General features: G+C 74.7%; 15 protein-coding genes. 12 read left to right on the top strand and 3 right to left on the bottom strand.

Annotated features, from left to right (window positions below; translation table 11 throughout):
- Window positions 1-7 precede the first annotated feature (7 nt).
- The 11 genes from ACF1ED_RS15010 to ACF1ED_RS14960 are packed head-to-tail and all read left to right on the top strand — an operon-like array spanning window position 8 to window position 11,526.
- Window positions 8-1,219: a glycosyltransferase gene (locus ACF1ED_RS15010; protein WP_391760345.1), complete on the top strand. Its 1,212-nt coding sequence runs from the start codon at window positions 8-10 to the stop codon at window positions 1,217-1,219.
- Window positions 1,216-2,451: a class I SAM-dependent methyltransferase gene (locus tag ACF1ED_RS15005; RefSeq protein ID WP_391760343.1), complete on the top strand. Its 1,236-nt coding sequence runs from the start codon at window positions 1,216-1,218 to the stop codon at window positions 2,449-2,451. Before ACF1ED_RS15010 ends, ACF1ED_RS15005 begins: the two co-directional genes overlap by 4 nt.
- Complete coding sequence (locus ACF1ED_RS15000) at window positions 2,448-3,242, top strand: glucose-1-phosphate cytidylyltransferase (RefSeq protein WP_391760341.1); 795 nt, start codon at window positions 2,448-2,450, stop codon at window positions 3,240-3,242. The genes ACF1ED_RS15005 and ACF1ED_RS15000 overlap by 4 nt, the downstream gene beginning before the upstream one ends.
- A complete protein-coding gene (locus ACF1ED_RS14995; RefSeq protein WP_391760339.1) occupies window positions 3,239-3,886 on the top strand; it encodes a PIG-L deacetylase family protein in 648 nt (215 codons plus the stop codon). The genes ACF1ED_RS15000 and ACF1ED_RS14995 overlap by 4 nt, the downstream gene beginning before the upstream one ends.
- 3 nt (window positions 3,887-3,889) lie before the next feature.
- Complete coding sequence (locus ACF1ED_RS14990) at window positions 3,890-4,915, top strand: NAD-dependent epimerase/dehydratase family protein (RefSeq protein WP_391760337.1); 1,026 nt, start codon at window positions 3,890-3,892, stop codon at window positions 4,913-4,915.
- Window positions 4,912-6,186: a DUF4910 domain-containing protein gene (locus tag ACF1ED_RS14985; RefSeq protein WP_391760335.1), complete on the top strand. Its 1,275-nt coding sequence runs from the start codon at window positions 4,912-4,914 to the stop codon at window positions 6,184-6,186. Before ACF1ED_RS14990 ends, ACF1ED_RS14985 begins: the two co-directional genes overlap by 4 nt.
- 5 nt (window positions 6,187-6,191) lie before the next feature.
- The gene (locus ACF1ED_RS14980) at window positions 6,192-7,484 is read left to right on the top strand and encodes a hypothetical protein (protein WP_391760333.1); all 1,293 of its coding nucleotides are present in this window, start codon (window positions 6,192-6,194) and stop codon (window positions 7,482-7,484) included.
- Window positions 7,481-8,428 carry a glycosyltransferase family 2 protein gene (locus ACF1ED_RS14975; RefSeq protein WP_391760331.1) on the top strand — a complete coding sequence of 316 codons (948 nt, stop codon included), beginning with the start codon at window positions 7,481-7,483 and terminating at the stop codon, window positions 8,426-8,428. The genes ACF1ED_RS14980 and ACF1ED_RS14975 overlap by 4 nt, the downstream gene beginning before the upstream one ends.
- Window positions 8,425-9,645, top strand: a complete 1,221-nt coding sequence (locus ACF1ED_RS14970; protein ID WP_391760329.1) for a polysaccharide pyruvyl transferase family protein — start codon at window positions 8,425-8,427, stop codon at window positions 9,643-9,645. The genes ACF1ED_RS14975 and ACF1ED_RS14970 overlap by 4 nt, the downstream gene beginning before the upstream one ends.
- The gene (locus tag ACF1ED_RS14965) at window positions 9,642-10,193 is read left to right on the top strand and encodes a dTDP-4-dehydrorhamnose 3,5-epimerase family protein (RefSeq protein ID WP_391760327.1); all 552 of its coding nucleotides are present in this window, start codon (window positions 9,642-9,644) and stop codon (window positions 10,191-10,193) included. The genes ACF1ED_RS14970 and ACF1ED_RS14965 overlap by 4 nt, the downstream gene beginning before the upstream one ends.
- Window positions 10,194-10,200: 7 nt before the next feature.
- Window positions 10,201-11,526 carry a glutamate-1-semialdehyde 2,1-aminomutase gene (locus ACF1ED_RS14960; protein ID WP_391760325.1) on the top strand — a complete coding sequence of 442 codons (1,326 nt, stop codon included), beginning with the start codon at window positions 10,201-10,203 and terminating at the stop codon, window positions 11,524-11,526.
- Window positions 11,527-11,538: 12 nt separating this feature from the next.
- Here ACF1ED_RS14960 and ACF1ED_RS14955 read toward each other — a convergent pair whose 3' ends face one another.
- Window positions 11,539-12,195 (bottom strand): phosphatase PAP2 family protein, encoded by a 657-nt coding sequence (locus ACF1ED_RS14955; RefSeq protein WP_391760323.1) that lies wholly within the window; start codon window positions 12,193-12,195, stop codon window positions 11,539-11,541.
- Between the two features lie 393 nt (window positions 12,196-12,588).
- On the opposite strand from ACF1ED_RS14955, the gene ACF1ED_RS14950 reads away from it, so the two are divergent.
- A complete protein-coding gene (locus tag ACF1ED_RS14950; RefSeq protein ID WP_391760726.1) occupies window positions 12,589-13,002 on the top strand; it encodes an SHOCT domain-containing protein in 414 nt (137 codons plus the stop codon).
- A 60-nt stretch (window positions 13,003-13,062) separates the two neighbouring features.
- Here the strand turns inward: ACF1ED_RS14950 and ACF1ED_RS14945 are convergent, their stop codons facing one another.
- Entirely contained in the window at window positions 13,063-14,505 is a 1,443-nt protein-coding gene (locus ACF1ED_RS14945) for a cellulose binding domain-containing protein (RefSeq protein WP_391760321.1), read from the bottom strand.
- A gap of 101 nt (window positions 14,506-14,606) precedes the next feature.
- The gene (locus ACF1ED_RS14940) at window positions 14,607-16,250 is read right to left on the bottom strand and encodes a beta-N-acetylhexosaminidase (RefSeq protein ID WP_391760724.1); all 1,644 of its coding nucleotides are present in this window, start codon (window positions 16,248-16,250) and stop codon (window positions 14,607-14,609) included.
- Between the last annotated feature and the right edge of the window lie 89 nt (window positions 16,251-16,339).

The raw sequence follows: 16,339 nt of genomic DNA, 5'->3' as shown, positions 1-16,339 counted from the left end.
CCTGAACGTGCATGTCCTTGTGGTGCACAACCGCTACTCCTCGGCGCAGCCGAGCGGGGAGAACAGGGTGGTCGACGAGGAGGTGGCGCTGCTGCGGGCGGCCGGCCACCGGGTCGAGGTCTTCGAGCGGCGCAGCGACTCCATCGCCGGCCGGTCGCTCCTCGGCAAGGCGGCGGTGCCGTTCCTGGTGCCGTGGAACCCGGCGGTCCGCACGGAGCTGGCCGCCCGGCTGCGGGCCGGCCGGCCGGACGTGGTGCACGTCCACAACGTCTTCCCGCTCCTGTCGCCCGCGGTGCTGGCCGCCTGCGCGGACGCGGGCGTGCCGGTCGTCGCCACGCTGCACAACTACACGCAGGTCTGCCCGCCCGGGACGCTGCACCGCGACGGCCGGGAGTGCGGCGAGTGCGTCGGCCCCCGGGCGCCGCTGCCCGCCGTCCGGCACGGCTGCTACCGGAACTCCCGGCTGGCGACGGTCCCGCTCGCGGTCGGTCTGGCGGTCAACCGGCGGCGCTGGTGGACGGGCGTGGAGCGGTTCTTCTGCATCTCGGCGGCGCAGCGCGACGTGCTGGTGCGCTCCGGGATGCCGGCCGAACGGCTGGTGGTGAAGCACAACTTCGTGCCGGACCCGGGCCCGGTGCGGTCGGGCGGCGGTGACCACCTGCTCTTCCTCGGCCGGCTCGCGGAGGCGAAGGGCGTGCGGCCGCTGATGGCCGCGTGGGACCTGCTGGCGGCGGACGGCGGCGTCGGCGTGCCGCTGGTGATCGCCGGCGCGGGCCCGCTGGACCGGGAGGTGGCCGCCTGGGCCGCGGACCGGGACGACGTGCGGTACGTCGGCCTGTACGACCCGGAGCGGTGCCGGGAGGCGGTCGCCCGGGCGGTCGCCGTGGTGGCGCCCTCGCTGTCCCTGGAGACCTTCGGCCTGGTGGTGGCGGAGGCGATGGCGGCGGGGGTGCCCGCGGTCGCCGCCGGGCACGGCGCCTTCGTGGAACTCGTCGAGGACGGGGTGACCGGGCTGCTGCACCGCCCGGGCGATCCCGCCTCGCTGGCGGACCGGCTGCGCCGGGTCGCGACCGACCGGGCCCTGAACCGGGAGATGGGCCGGGCGGCCCGGCTGCGGTACGAGCGGGCGTTCAGCCCGGCCGTCGGCCTGGAGCGCCTGGTGGAGGAGTACCGCGCCGCGATCGCGGGGCGGACGGAATCGATGGGGGGCAGTAGATGACACGGTGCCGACTCTGCGGTTCGGCGGCGCTGGGGAGCGTCGTCGACCTGGGGGCGACCCCGCCGTGCGAGAGCTTTCTCGCCGCGGACCGGCTGGACCTGCCCGAGCCGGCGTACCCGCTGCACCTGCGGGTGTGCACCGAGTGCTGGCTGGCGCAGATCCCGCCGCTGATCACGCCGGAGGAGACGTTCACGCAGTACGCGTACTTCTCCTCGTACTCGACGTCCTGGGTGGAGCACGCGCGCAGGTTCGTCGACGGGGCGGTGGAGCGGGCGGGGCTCGGGCCCGACGCGTTCGTGGTGGAGGTGGCGAGCAACGACGGGTACCTGCTCCGGCACGTGGTGGACCGGGGGATCCGCTGCCTCGGCATCGAGCCGTCGGTGAACGTGGGGGCGGCGGCGCGGGAGGCGGGCGTGCCGACGGTGACGGAGTTCCTGTCGGCGAGGACCGGTGCGGACGTCCGGGCCGGGCACGGTCCGGCGGACCTGGTCGTGGCCAACAACGTGTACGCGCACATCCCCGACGTGGTCGGCTTCACCCGGGGGCTGCGCGCGCTGGTCGCGGACGACGGCTGGGTCTCGATCGAGGTGCAGCACCTGCTGACGCTGATCGAGGAGAACCAGTACGACACGATCTACCACGAGCACTTCCAGTACTACACGGTCGCGTCCGCGATCCGGGCCCTGGCGAGCGGCGGCCTCGCGCTGGTGGACGTCGAGCTGCTGCCGACGCACGGCGGGTCGATCCGGCTGTGGGCCCGGCCGGCAGAGGCGGCGGGCGGGCCGAGCGCGCGGGTGGCCGAGGTCCTGGACCGGGAGAAGGCCGCCGGGCTCCAGGAGCTGTCCGGGTACGCCGAGTTCTCCGCGCGGGTCGCCAAGGTGCGCCGGGACCTGCTGCGGTTCCTGATCGAGGCGGCCGAGCGGGGCGAGACGGTCGTCGGCTACGGCGCGCCGGGCAAGGGCAACACCCTGCTCAACCACTGCGGCATCCGGCCCGACCTGCTCGCGTACACGGTCGACCGGAACCCGTACAAGCACGGCAGGTTCACCCCGGGCACCCGGATCCCGGTGCTGCCGCCCGAGCGGATCGCCGCCGACCGGCCGGACTACGTGCTGGTGCTGCCGTGGAACCTGCGGGACGAGCTGGTCGAGCAGCTGTCCTACGTGCACGAGTGGGGCGGCCGGCTGGTCTTCCCCATCCCGGAACTGAGCATCGTCGAGGTGACGCGATGAAGGTCGTCCTGTTCTGCGGCGGTTACGGGCTGCGCATGCGCGCCGGCGCCTCCGACGACGTGCCCAAGCCGATGGCGATGGTCGGCCCCCGGCCGCTGATCTGGCACGTCATGCGCTACTACGCGTACTTCGGGCACACGGAGTTCATCCTGTGCCTGGGCTACGGCGCCCACCACATCAAGGACTTCTTCCTCCACTACGAGGAGACGACGTCCAACGACTTCGTGCTGCGGGGCGGGAGGACCGAGCTGCTGTCCACCGACATCGCCGACTGGACGATCACCTTCGCGCAGACCGGCATCGAGTCGCCGATCGGGGAGCGGCTGCGCCGGGTGCGCCACCACCTGGACGGCGACGAGATGTTCCTCGCCAACTACGCCGACGTGCTGACCGACGCCCCGCTGCCGGAGATGATCGACCGGTTCGAGCGGCGCGACGCGGGCGCGTCGATGATGGTGGTGCCGCCGCAGTCGTCCTTCCACTGCGTGGACCTGGGCGAGGACGGCCTGGTCGGGGGCATCACGCCGGTGAGCGACCTGCCGCTGTGGGAGAACGGCGGCTACTTCGTGCTCCGCCAGGAGGTCTTCGACCACATACCCGAGGGCGGGGACCTGGTCGCCGACGGCTGCGCCGGGCTGGCCAAGGAGGGCCGTCTCGTGGCGCACCGGCACCGCGGCTTCTGGAAGCCGACCGACACCGTGAAGGAGAAGGCCGCGCTCGACGAGGCGTACGCCCGGGGCGACCGGCCGTGGGCCGTGTGGGAGCGCGGCGGCGCGGGGGTGGGCGTGTGATCGGGCTCGGGACCCGTCCCCTGGAGCGGGTCGTCGCGGTCGGCGCGCACTGCGACGACATCGCCATCGGGGCCGGCGGCACGCTGCTGACGGTCTGCCGGGCGCGGCCGGGCGTCCGCGTCGACGCGCTGGTGCTCTCCGGCGGCGGCGGGGAGCGGGAGCGGGAGGAGCGGGCCGCGCTCGCCGCCTTCTGCCCGGGGGCCGACCTGCGGCTGACCGTGCTCAAGCTGCCGGACGGCCGGCTGCCCGCGTACTGGGACGAGGCGAAGGCGGCGGTCGAGGAGCTGCGCGCGGCGACGGAGCCGGACGTGGTGCTGGCGCCGCGCACGGCCGACGCGCACCAGGACCACCGGGGGCTGGCGCGGCTGGTCCCCACCGCCTTCCGCGACCACCTGGTGCTCGGCTACGAGATCGTCAAGTGGGACGGCGACCTGGGCCGCCCGAACGCGTACCAGCCGCTGACGCCGCGGACCGCCGAGGACAAGGTCCGGCTGCTGCAGGAGCACTACCCCTCGCAGCGGCACCGGCCCTGGTACGACCGGGAGGCCTTCCTGGGGCTGGCCCGGATCCGCGGCATCGAGTGCCAGGCGCGGTACGCCGAGGCGTTCGACGTCACCAAACTCACTCTCGACCTGGGGGAATGAACCGTGCGCGTACTGCTGACCGGACACCAGGGCTACCTGGGGACCGTGATGGCCCCGGTCCTCGAAGCCGCCGGGCACGAGGTCGTCGGCCTCGACTCCGGGCTCTTCGCCGACTGCGTCCTCGGCCCGGTGCCCGCGGACCCGGCCGGGCACCGGGTGGACCTGCGGGACGTCACGGCCGGGCACGTGGCCGGGGTGGACGCCGTGATCCACCTGGCCGCGCTCTCCAACGACCCGCTGGGGTCGCTGGCTCCGGAGCTGACCTACGACATCAACCACCACGCGTCGGTGCGCCTGGCGCGGCTGGCCCGTGACGCCGGGGTGCGGCGCTTCCTGTACGCGTCGACGTGCTCGGTGTACGGCGCCGCCGGCGGCGACGAGCTGGTGGCGGAGGACGCGCCGCTGCGGCCGGTGACGCCGTACGCGGAGTCGAAGGTGCGGGTCGAGGACGACCTGCGCGCGCTGGCCGACGCCGACTTCACCCCGGTGTACATGCGCAACGCCACCGCCTTCGGCTTCTCGCCCCGGCTGCGCGCGGACATCGTGCTGAACAACCTGGTGGGGCACGCGCTGCTGTCCGGCGAGGTCCTGGTCCTGTCCGACGGCACGCCCTGGCGTCCGCTGGTGCACGCCGCCGACATCGCCCGCGCCTTCACGGCAGCCCTGACGGCTCCTCAGGAAGCGGTGCACGACCGGGCGTTCAACATCGGAAGCGAGACCAACAACGTGACGGTCGCCGAGATCGCCGGGCAGGTCGCCGAGGCGGTGGCGGGCTCGAAGGTGGTGATCACCGGCGAGACCGGCGCCGACCCGCGGTCGTACCGCGTGGACTTCTCCCGCTTCCGGGCCGCGGTCCCCGGCTTCGACTGCGAGTGGACGGTGAAGCGGGGCGCGCTCGAACTCGCCGACGCCTACCGCGCACACGGCCTGACCCGGGAGGACTTCGAGCGGCGCTTCACCCGGCTGGCCGTGCTGCGGGCGGCCTCGGACACCGGCGCCGTCGACGGCACCCTGCGGCGGCGCCGATGACGACGCCCGGCGAGGAGATGCACGCGCTGGTCAAGCGGCTGTACCCGCTGTGCCGGAGCATCACGGGCGACGGGGTGCGCGCCACCCTGGACATCGTCGGCGAGTACGTCCCGCTCCAGGTGCACGAGGTGCCGACGGGGACGCGGGTGCTGGACTGGACGGTGCCGCAGGAGTGGAACATCCGGGACGCCTACGTCGCGGACGGCTCCGGCCGGCGGGTCGTCGACTTCGCCGCGTCCAGCCTGCACGTGCTGGGCTACAGCGTGCCGGTGTCGGCCACGCTGCCGCTGTCGGAGCTGCGCGAGCACCTCCACACCCTGCCGGAGCACCCGTCCTGGGTGCCGTACCGCACCAGCTACTACACGCCGGAGTGGGGCTTCTGCCTGGCGCAGGAGACCCTGGACGGGCTGCCGGACGGCGACTACGAGGTGCGGATCGACTCCACGCTCGCCGACGGGCACCTCACCTACGCCGAGCACGTGGTGCCCGGGGAGGTCGCCGACGAGGTGATCGTCTCCTGTCACGTCTGCCACCCGTCGCTGGCCAACGACAACCTGGCGGGCGTCGCGGTGGCCGTGCACCTCGCCCGGGCGCTGGCGGAACGGACGCCGCACTACACCTACCGCTTCGTCTTCGCCCCCGGCACCATCGGGGCGATCACCTGGCTGGCCCGCAACGCGGAGCGGATCGACCGGGTCAGGCACGGGCTCGTGCTGGCCTGCGCGGGCGACCGGGGCCGCCTGACGTACAAGCGCAGCCGACGCGGCGACGCGGGGATCGACCGGGTGATGCGGTACGTCCTGGAGACGTCCGGACGGCCGCACCAGATCAAGGAGTTCACGCCGTACGGCTATGACGAGCGGCAGTACTGCTCGCCCGGCTTCGACCTCGGCGTGGGTTCGCTCAGCCGCACGCCGTACGCCGGCTATCCCGAGTACCACACCTCGGCGGACGACCCGGACTTCGTCTCCCCGGAGGCGATGGAGGACACGCTCGCCGTGTGCCGCGAGGCCTTCGCGGTGCTCGACCGCGACCGGCGGTACCTCAACCTGAGCCCGTACGGCGAGCCGCAGCTGGGGCGACGGGGGCTGTACGGGTCCCTCGGCGGCCGCAGCGACGCGAAGCAGGCGCAGATGGCGATGCTGTGGGTGCTCAGCCTCTCCGACGGCGAGCACGGTCTGCTGGACGTCGCCGAGCGGTCCGGGCTGCCGTTCGACACCGTCGCCGACGCCGCCGACGCGCTGCGCGCCGCCGGACTGATCAAGGCGTGAGGCCGGTGACCACCGAGAAGGAGGAGAAGACGGCGGCGCCGGCCGGATCCGGCCGGCGGGCCCTGGCCGGCCGGCTGTCCTGGGGGCTCGCCGACCAGGCGGCGTCCAGCGCGTCCAACTTCGCGGTGGGCGTCTACGTGGCGCGCTCGCTGGGCGTGACCGCGTTCGGCGTGTTCGGCCTCGCCTGGGTGACCTACGGCGTGGTGCTCAACGTCTCCCGCGGGCTGGCCACCGACCCGCTGGTGGTGCGGTTCAGCAGCGTGCCCGAGGCGTCCTGGCGGGCGGCGGTGGCCCGCTCGTCGGGCGCCGCGCTCGCCGTCGGCGCCGTCATCGGGGCGGTGTGCCTGTCGGCCGGCCTCGCCCTCGGCGGCGGCGTGGGGCCCGCGTTCGCCTGCCTCGGCGTGGTCCTGCCGGCGCTGCTGCTCCAGGACGCCTGGCGCTTCGCGTTCTTCGCGGCGGGCGACGGACGGAAGGCGTTCGTCAACGACGTCGTGTGGGGCGTCGCGCTCGTCCCGGCCATGATCGTGGCGGCCCGCGCGGGCAGCGTGGCCGCGTTCGTGCTCGCCTGGGGCGGGTCCGCGGCGGTGGCCGCGGCGTACGGCTGCCTCCAGTCCGGCATCCGGCCCCGGGTGGCCCGGGCCCGGGGGTGGCTGCGCGAGCAGCGCGACCTCGGCTACCGGTACCTGGCCGAGAACGTCAGCCTCAGCGGCGCGGGCCAGCTGCGGGCCTACGGCCTGGGCGCGCTCGCCGGGGTCGGCGCGGTGGGCGCGGTCCGGGGCGCCGAGCTCCTGCTGGGCCCGTTCCTGGCCGTCCTGATGGGGCTGTCCCTGGTCACCGTCGCGGAGGCGGCCCGGGTGCTGAGGCGGGCGCCGGAGCGGCTGGGCCGGTTCTGCCTCCTCCTCGGCGGCGGGCAGGCCGTCGCCGCGCTCCTGTGGGGCGCGGCGCTGCTCCTCGTACCGGACCGGGCCGGCGCCCTCGTGCTCGACGACGTCTGGCCCTCCGCCTCCGCGCTCGTCGTGCCGGCCACCCTCGGGGTCGCGGGCGCCGGCCTCGGCACCGGCGCGGCGGCCGGGCTGCGCGCGCTCGGCGCGGCCCGGCGCAGCCTGCGCGCCCAGCTCTTCGCCTCCGCCGGCTACGCCGCCGGCGGACTCGGCGGGGCCGCCGCGGCCGGCGCGGCCGGCTCGGCCTGGGGGGTCGCCGCCGCGACGCTGGCCAGTTCGACCGTGTGGTGGATCCAGCTGCGGTCCGCCCTGCGCGAGCACCACCGGAACCCGAACCGTGAAGTGAGGACACCATGACCGCCGGACCCCGGCTCAGCATCGGCCTGCCCGTGTACAACGGCGAGGAGTACCTCGCCGAATCGCTGGACGCCCTGCTCGGCCAGACCTACGAGGACTTCGAGCTGGTCGTCTCCGACAACGCCTCGACCGACGGCACCCAGGAGATCTGCCGCGCGTACGCCGCGCGGGACGAGAGGATCCGGTACCTCCGGCTGCCCCGGAACATCGGCGCGGCGCCGAACCACAACCACGTGTTCACCCAGTGCCGCGGCGAGCTGTTCAAGTGGGCCTCGCACGACGACCTGTACGCCCGGGACCTGCTGCGGCGCTGCGTGGAGGCGCTCGACGAGCGGCCGGAGGTGATCCTCGCCCACGCCGACCAGGCGGTCATCGACGGCGACGGCCAGGTGAGGGTGCCGTACGCGTACGGCCTCGCCACGGCCTCCCCGCACGCGCCGACGCGCTTCCGCAGCATGCTGTTCGAGCCCGGCGGCGACGACTTCTACGGCGTGATGCGGGCGGACGTGCTGCGCCGGGTGAAGCCGCACGACAGCTACCACCACGCGGACCGCACCTTCGTCAGCGAGATCGGCCTCCACGGCCCCTTCCACCAGGTGCCGGAGCTGCTGTACTTCCGCCGCGACCACCCCACCCGCGCCGAGCGGGCCAACCCGTCCAAGCGCTCCCGGTGCGTGAACCTGGACCCGCGCCGGGCCGGGCCGCTGCACCCGACGCCCCGGCTGCTCGCCGAGTACGTCTGGGGGTTCGTCGCGGCGATCCGGCGGGCGCCGCTGTCCCCGGCCGACCGGCGCGCCTGCTACCGCCACCTCGTGGACTGGGCGGTCAGCCGGGCCCGGCCGGGGGCCGGCGAGCGGGTCGAGGACCGTGCCCCGGTCGACCCGGCCGCGCTCGCCGTCTCCGTCGACGCCCTCGTCGCCGGGCGCGAGGGACGGGGGCGGTGAGCGCGGTCCGCGTGGGCGTGTTCGGCCTGCTCGGCTCCGGCAACCTCGGCAACGACGGCTCCCTGGAGGCGGTGCTCGGGTACCTGCGCGCCGCGCACCCCGAGGCGGTCGTCGACGCGCTGTGCGGCGGCCCCGAGACCGTCACGGCCCGGTACGGGATCCCCGCGGCCCGGCTGCACTGGTACCGGGGGGAGTACCGGACCGCGTCCCGTGCGGGCGCGGTCGCCGGGAAGGGGGTGGGCAAGCTCGTGGACGCCGTCCGCACGGCGGTCTGGGTGCGCCGGCACGACGTGGTGATCGTGCCGGGCATGGGCGTCCTGGAGGCCACGCTGCCGCTGCGGCCGTGGGGCTTCCCGTACGCCCTCTTCCTGCTCTGCGCGAGCGGCCGGCTGACCCGCACCCGGGTCGCGCTGGTCGGGGTCGGCGCCGCGCCGATCCGCAACCGGGCGACGCGGACCCTGGTGCGGTGGTCGGCGCGGCTCGCCGCGTACCGGTCGTACCGGGACGAGCCGTCCCGTGACGCGATGCGGGCGATGGGCGTGGACACCGCGCGCGACGGGGTCCACCCGGACCTCGCCTTCGCGCTGCAGGCACCGCCCCCGGCCCCTGCCCCGACGGGGCCGCCGGGGACGGTCTGCGTCGGCGTCATGGCCTTCCGCGGCGGTGACGACGACCGGGCCGGGGCCGAGGAGATCCACCGGCGCTACCTCGACGGGACGACCCGCTTCGTGCGCGCGCTGGCGGCGGACGGCCGGCGGGTCCGGCTGCTCACCGGCGACGCGTGCGACGCGCCGGTGGTCGCCGCGATCCTCGACGCGGTGGACTCGCCGCTGGTCACCGCGGCCGGGGCGGACTCGCTGGCCGGGCTGATGGAGGAGATGGCCGCCGCCGACGCGGTGGTGGCGACCCGGTACCACAACCTGGTGTGCGCGCTGAAGGCCGGCGCGCCGACGCTCGCGCTCAGCTACGCGGCCAAGAGCGACGCGCTCATGGCCCGGATGGGGCTCGCCTCGTACTGCCATCCGGCCCGCGAGGTCGACGCGGATCGGCTGCTCGATCAGTTCCTGGAGCTGGAGAAGCGCGCGCCGGAGCTGCGGCGGACCCTGACCGAGCGGAACGCGGTCGCCGCCGGGCAGCTCGACCGGCAGTTCACCGCCCTGACCGCGGCCCTGTTCCCGGCCGCCGACCCCCTCCACACCTCGCGGGAGACCCCATGAAAGCGACCGAAGTCCCGGAGATCGCCGGCGCCCACCTCTTCGAGCCGACGCCCCACGCCGACGAACGCGGCTTCTTCTGCCGCACCTTCGACGCCGACGTCGTCCGCTCGGTGGGGATCGACCCGGACGCCTTCGTGCAGGACAGCCTGTCCCGTTCGGTCCGGGGGGTGGTGCGCGGACTGCACCTGCGCTCCGGCGCCGGCGAGGCCAAGCTGGTGCGCTGCTCGTACGGCAGGGTCTTCGACGTCGTCGTGGACCTGCGCCCGGACTCGCCGACCTTCCTGAGGCGGGCCTTCTTCGAGCTGTCCGGCGAGACGCAGGCCACCCTCTACATCCCGGCGGGGTGCGCGCACGGCTTCCAGGCGCTGACCGACACCGCCGACACCTCGTACCGGATCGACCGCCCGCACGATCCGGCCGAGGACGTGACGATCGCCTTCGACGACCCGGAGCTCGCCGTCCCCTGGCCGCTGCCGGTCACCTCGGTGTCCCTGCGGGACCGGCAGGCGCCCGGCCTCGCCGAGGCCCTGAAGCGGATCGGGGGCTGAGGCCGACATGGACACCGAAGAGTTCGCGCTCCCCCGGTCGCGCGCGGCGAACGAACGCCTGCACGCCCTGATCCCCGGCGGCGCGCACACCTACGCCAAGGGCGACGACCAGTACCCCGAGAACCTCGCGCCGGTCATCAGCCACGGCCGCGGCGCCCACGTGTGGGACCTCGACGGCAACCGCTACATCGAGTACGGCTCCGGGCTGCGGTCGGTCAGCCTCGGCCACGCCCACCCGCGCGTGACCGAGGCGGTGCGGCGGGAACTCGACCGCGGCGGCAACTTCGTCCGCCCGTCCGTCGTGGAGATCGAGGCGGCGGAACGCTTCCTGGCCACGGTGCCGACGGCGGAGATGGTGAAGTTCGCGAAGAACGGCTCCGACGCCACGACCGCCGCGGTGCGCCTGGCCCGTGCCGCCACCGGCCGCCCGCTGGTGGCCCTCTGCGCCGACCATCCGTTCTTCTCCGTCGACGACTGGTTCATCGGCACCACACCGATGAACGCGGGGATCCCGGCCCCCACCACCGACCTCACGGTGACCTTCCCGTACGGCGACCTGGCCGCCACGGAGGAGCTGCTCGCCCGCCACCCGGACGAGATCGCCTGCCTGATCCTCGAACCCGCCACCCACACCGAGCCCCCGCCCGGCTACCTCGCCGGACTGCGCGAACTGGCCGACCGGCACGGGTGCGTCCTCGTCTTCGACGAGATGATCACCGGCTTCCGCTGGTCCGAGGCGGGGGCCCAGGGCCTGTACGGCGTCGTCCCCGACCTCTCCGCCTTCGGCAAGGCGCTGGGCAACGGCTTCGCCGTCTCCGCGCTGGCCGGTCGGCGCGCGCTGATGGAGCGGGGCGGACTGCGCCACCCGGGCGACCGGGTCTTCCTGCTGTCCACCACGCACGGCGCGGAGACGCACGCGCTGGCCGCCGCGACGGCCGTGCAGGAGACCTACGTCGAGGAGGGCGTCACGGCACGGCTGCACGCCCTCGGCGAGCGGCTGGCGGCCGGGGTGCGCGGGGCCGCGGCGGCCATGGGGGTCGGCGACCACGTCGTCGTCCGGGGCCGCCCCAGCAACCTGGTCTTCGCCACGCTCGACGGGGACGGGCGGCCGTCGCAGGAGTACCGGACCCTCTTCCTGCACCGGCTCCTCGCGGGCGGGGTGCTGGCCCCGTCCTTCGTGGTGAGCGCCGCCCTCACCGACGCCGACGTCGACCGGACCGTCGACGTGGTGGCCGATGCCTGCGCGGTCTACCGGAAGGCGCTGGACGACGGCGACGCCACCCCCTGGCTGACCGGCCGGCCGGTGAAACCGGTGTTCCGCCCCCGCGCCTGAGGTGACGGGGGCTCAGCGCCCCGCCCGCGGACCGGTGCCGGCGACCCGGTCGACCGCCCAGGCGGTCGCCGGCACCACCGCCAGCGCGGTGGACCAGCCGCCGACGACGTCGGTCGGGTAGTGCGCGTCCAGCACGATCTGGGCCCAGCCCATGACGGCGCCGGCCGCCGCCCCGGCGGCGAGGACGAGTGACGGGCCGGCCGTCCGCCCGAGACCGAGCCGGCCGGTCACGAGCAGCGCCACCACGAGGGCGTACGCGGTGAGGAAGCCGGTGTGCCCGCTCGGGAAGGCGAGGTGCCCGCCGTGGATGGTCCGTCCGACGACGGGCTTGAGCAGCGTCGTCGCGGCCACGGCCGCACCGGTCCCGGCCACGACGAGCACGGCCGCGCGGGGTCGCCGCAGCAGCAGACACCCCGCGACCGTGCCGAGGACGAGCGCCGCCGCCCCCGCCGGCTCCCCCAGGAAGTCCACGCCCCCGGCGAAGGCCCGCCAGGCGGGCCCCGCTCCGTCCGTCAGCCCCCGGACCCGGACGTCCGCCCTCCCGGGCCCGCTGTCCCCGCCGTACCGCGCCCCGAGCGCCGCGACCACGAGCGCGGCGAGGACCGCCGTCACCCCGAGCCCCCCGCGCACCGTCCCGGACCGCTCCGGCCCCGCGTCCGTCCGGCCCATCGCGACACACCTCCCCCTCCACGGCCACCCTAGCCACCGCGCGGGCGGTCCGGGCGGGGTTCACTCCCCCGGTCGCGGCGGTTCGGTTCGGCGAGGTGGGACGGGTGGTGAGGTCGCGGTGGAGGACGTCGGGGCCGCCGTCCTGTTCCGTGGCCCGCCGCTGACGCCGCGCGAGACAGCCGACGGATCACACGGTACGGTCAATACGCCACATATCGGATATTCCGTCCGGTTGCCACCGTCCGGGATCCGTACGGCCGTGGCAGTGCGGGCCCCTGCCCGGGCGACGGGCACGGCGGCGGCGCACCGCGCCTTCCCGACCTCGTGGTCACCAGAACGGAGAAGACCGTGTACCTGGCCTACGACTACCCGCTGCTCAGCGTGTTCTGGAGCATGCTCTGGTTCTTCCTGTGGATCCTGTGGTTCATCCTGTTGTTCCGGATCATCATGGACATCTTCCGGGACCACGAGATGAACGGATGGGCCAAGGCGGGCTGGCTGGCCTTCGTCGTCCTGCTGCCGTTCCTCGGCGTGCTCGTGTACGTGATCGCCCGCGGCAAGGACATGGGCCGGCGCGAGATCGCCCAGGCGCGGGCACAGCAGCGGGATTTCGACGCGTACATCCGGGAGACCGCCTCGGGCACGGCCCGGTCCGGCAGCGTCGACGAACTGGCCAGGCTCTCCGAGCTGCGCTCGCGCGGCGACATCACGGAGGAGGAGTTCCGCAGGGCGAAGGCCCTCGTCCTGGGCGACGCCCCGACGGCGGCGTCCTCGCGGACCGGGGCGACGACCGCGCCCGGGCAGTGACGCCCTGAGAAGGCGTGAAGGGGAGGGATCCGCCGCGGCGGATCCCTCCCCTTCACGGTGTCAGGACGCCGGGACCTCGTCGACGAAGGCCGTACCGGCGGCGCGCAGGGCGGCGAGCTTCGCCGTGACCTGGGCCGGGGTGAGGACCTGGTCCTTGACGTGCAGGACGTAGTCGACCTGCTGGTCGTAGGCGCGCGGGGTGGTCGACGTCTGGCCGTTGAGGTCGATCAGCCACTGGTTGAAGTTGATGGACATGGGCCGCTCGGGCAGATAGGCCGCGTCGTGGGTGCCGAAGACGGCCCCGTCGACGTAGTAGGTGATCCTGCTGTCGTCGATGGTGACGACCAGGTCGTGCCAGCCGGCGAAGGTGGTGCGGCTCTCGCTGTGCTGGTTGACGGCCTGCCAGGGGTCGGGGTTGTAGGTCTCCCAGGAGGTCGTGTAGAGGATGTTGGCCGGCTCGCCCCAGCCGCCGTTGGGCAGGTACTCGAAGTCGTACTCGGCGTAGTCGTCGGCCATCGGGGCCTTGAGGTCGTTGATGGTGAAGAAGGTCTGGACGATCCGGTCGCCGTCGGGGCCGTACTTGGGGGCGTCGGAGAACTTCACCCGGGCCGCGTAGGTGCCGTTCTTGAACTTGGTGGCCTTGGTGAGGACTTCGGTGTGGGTGGTGGTGGCTCCGGTGCCGGCGCTGGAGGTCTCCAGGTTCATCACCGTGTTGCCGCTCTGGTTGACGAAGGTGACCTTGGAGGGGTCCCAGGTGGCGCCGGGGACGCCGGGACCGCCGGAGTTGGAGCGGACGCTCCAGCCGTGCGAGGCGAGCGCCGGGTCGGTGTGCGAGGTGTAGGAGAAGTCGTCGAAGAGGGTCGCGCCACCGCCGGGAGGCGTGGTGGGGGGCGTGGTGGGCGGCGTGGTGGGCGGGTCGGTCGGCTCGTTGCCCGCGGGGGCGGTCCCCCACACGTTCACGCCGGCGAGCTGCGCGGTGACCTTGGTCCAGTCGGCGTACGCGGTCTGCGCGCCGCCGAAGGAGTAGTCGTCGCTCTGGTTCAGGGTCTGCCAGCTCGACTGGTAGAAGCGCAGCTGCATGTCACCGGTGTCGGCACCGGGGGCGAGGGTCCCGGCGGCGGGGGTGAAGCCGATCTCCAGGTAGCGGTCGGCCGTCGCGGTGGGGTTGGCGAGGGTGCCGAAGGTGCCGGTGACGGCCGAGCAGCCCTTGACCGCCCAGGAGCAGGCGAAGCGGTACGTGGCGGTCGGCGAGTCGGCCTTGAAGTAGTAGCGGACCTTGACCTGGTTCAGCGCCACGGCGGTGGTGCCGGTGTTGCGCACCTTCAGCCACGGCTCGCTCTGGTCGGCGGTGGCCCCGGAGGCGCTGGTCCGGTACTGGACGGCGATCCCGCCGCCGGAGGCGGAGGCGGTCGTGAGCGGGAAGGTCGCCAGGGCGGCGCTGCCGGCGATCGCGGCCAGCGCGAGGGCCGCCCGGGCGGCGCGGCTGGTGGCACGGGTGCTCATCAGACGGTTTCCTTTCGTTCGCTCCCGCTGGCCGGCGGGAGGGATCGGGGGGGGTGGGAGGGAGCGGAAAGGGGTCGTGGGGACGGGCCGGGGCCGCCGGTTCACGCGGGGGCGGGTGCCGTCCGGGCGGGGAGGGCGTCGTGCGGTACGCCGAGGGCGGTCAGACGGGCGCGGTGGCCGTCGAGCCGGGTCCGGAAGTCCCCCCAGTCGCCGGTCGGGGTCCACGCCCGCTCGGCGAGGGCGCACAGGCGGGGGTAGGTGAGGTACTCGATGTGCGCGGGCGTCGGGACGAACTCGGTCCACAGCTGGCCCTGGACGCCCAGGATCCTGCCGGCGAGCCCGGCCTCGCCGGGAGGCGGCAGCAGGTCGACGCCGTACACGCTCCGCAGGTCGGTGGTGTGGCCCGGCTGGGCGGCCGGCTCGTCGGGTCCGGGCCCGCGGGCGTAGTCGAAGTAGGTGCGGCGGTGGTCGGCGTGGATGACGTCGTGGCCCCGGCGGGCGGCGGCCCAGGCGTGTTCGGGGGTGCGCCAGCTCATCACCGTGCAGGACAGGGGCAGGGTGGCGCCGTCCTCGGCCCAGGCGACCGGGCGGCGGCCGGCCCGGACGACGTGGTCGGCCATCCGGGCCGTGAACCAGCCGTGCAGTTCGCGCGGGCCCGCCAGCCCCTCGCGGGCGGCGCGGGCGATCGCCGCCGGGCTGGACTCCCATTCGCCGGTGGGCACTTCGTCGCCGCCGAGGTGGACGTAAGGGGCGGGGAAGAGGTCCATCACCTCGTCCAGGACGGTGCGGAAGAAGTCCAGAACGTGGTCGCCGACGCCGAGCACGGTGGGGCAGACGCCCCACTCGGTCCACACGTCGAGCCGCCGGTCCGGGAAGTTGCCCAGCTCGGGGTAGGCGGCCAGGGCGGACCGGACGTGTCCCGGCACGCTGATCTCGGGCACGACGGTGACCCCTCGCGCGGCGGCGTAGGAGACGAGGCCGGCGAGTTCCGCGCGGGTGTACGCGCCGCCGTGCGCGCGTCCGTCGAAACGCCCGCTGCCCGCGGGGCCCACCATCGACCGCGCCCGCCGGCTTCCGGTCCCGGTGAGCCTCGGGTAGGCCTCGACCGGCATCCGCCAGCCCTGGTCGTCGGTGAGGTGGAGCTGGAGCACGTTCAGCTTGTGGAGGGCGAGGAGGTCGACGAAGCGGCGGAGGTAGGACACGGGCTGGAAGTGCCGGGCGACGTCGAGGAGCATGCCGCGCCAGGGGTGCGCGGGGACGTCCGTGATCTCCACGCCGGGGAGTTCGATCCGGGGCGGCGGGGGGCCGGGGGGCGCGGATCCGTACGCCTCGGAGCCGTACGGGCCGTGCTCGCCGGGGTCGTACGGGCCGGGGTCCCGGCCGGTCGGGGCGGTGAGGGCTTCGGGGGGCAGGAGCTGGCGCACCGTCTGGACGCCGCGGAGGAGGCCGGCGGGGCGGGCGGCGCGCAGGAGCACCCCGTGGGCGGCGACGGTGAGTCCGTACCCCTCCTCCCCGAGGCCGGTGAGGGCGGGGTCGAGGGCGAGGACGAAGGTGCCGTCCTCGGCGTGCTCCAGGCGCAGGCCGGTCGCGGGGTTCAGATAGCCGCGCAGGAGGTCGGCGGCCCGTTCGGCGCCGGGGGCGACGCGCAGGCGGGTGGCGGCGTCGAGGGGGAAGCGGCCGGGGCGGGGCGAGAGCCGGCCGGGCCGGGGGACGAGGGTGAGGTCGGGGCGGTCGGGGCGGGGCAGGTCCACGGGGTGGGTCTCCGGTGTTCTGCGGGGGCGCGCGGTCCGTGCGCCGGATGCCGCGCGGCGCGGAAGCGACGGGGTGGTGGCGG

Origin of the sequence: Streptomyces sp. NPDC014656 (assembly GCF_043084305.1) — a bacterium.
GTDB lineage: Bacteria > Actinomycetota > Actinomycetes > Streptomycetales > Streptomycetaceae > Streptomyces.
Note: the sequence above shows the minus strand (reverse complement) of the source record. Positions and strands in the feature narration are given on the sequence as shown.

Coding starts and splice junctions, on each gene's coding strand:
- ACF1ED_RS15005 (WP_391760343.1), top strand. CDS start 1,216: ATGACACGGTGCCGACTCTGCGGTTCGGCGGCGCTGGGGAGCGTCGTC.
- ACF1ED_RS15000 (WP_391760341.1), top strand. CDS start 2,448: ATGAAGGTCGTCCTGTTCTGCGGCGGTTACGGGCTGCGCATGCGCGCC.
- ACF1ED_RS14985 (WP_391760335.1), top strand. CDS start 4,912: ATGACGACGCCCGGCGAGGAGATGCACGCGCTGGTCAAGCGGCTGTAC.
- ACF1ED_RS14975 (WP_391760331.1), top strand. CDS start 7,481: ATGACCGCCGGACCCCGGCTCAGCATCGGCCTGCCCGTGTACAACGGC.
- ACF1ED_RS14965 (WP_391760327.1), top strand. CDS start 9,642: ATGAAAGCGACCGAAGTCCCGGAGATCGCCGGCGCCCACCTCTTCGAG.
- ACF1ED_RS14960 (WP_391760325.1), top strand. CDS start 10,201: ATGGACACCGAAGAGTTCGCGCTCCCCCGGTCGCGCGCGGCGAACGAA.
- ACF1ED_RS14955 (WP_391760323.1), bottom strand. CDS start 12,195: ATGGGCCGGACGGACGCGGGGCCGGAGCGGTCCGGGACGGTGCGCGGG.
- ACF1ED_RS14950 (WP_391760726.1), top strand. CDS start 12,589: ATGCTCTGGTTCTTCCTGTGGATCCTGTGGTTCATCCTGTTGTTCCGG.
- ACF1ED_RS14945 (WP_391760321.1), bottom strand. CDS start 14,505: ATGAGCACCCGTGCCACCAGCCGCGCCGCCCGGGCGGCCCTCGCGCTG.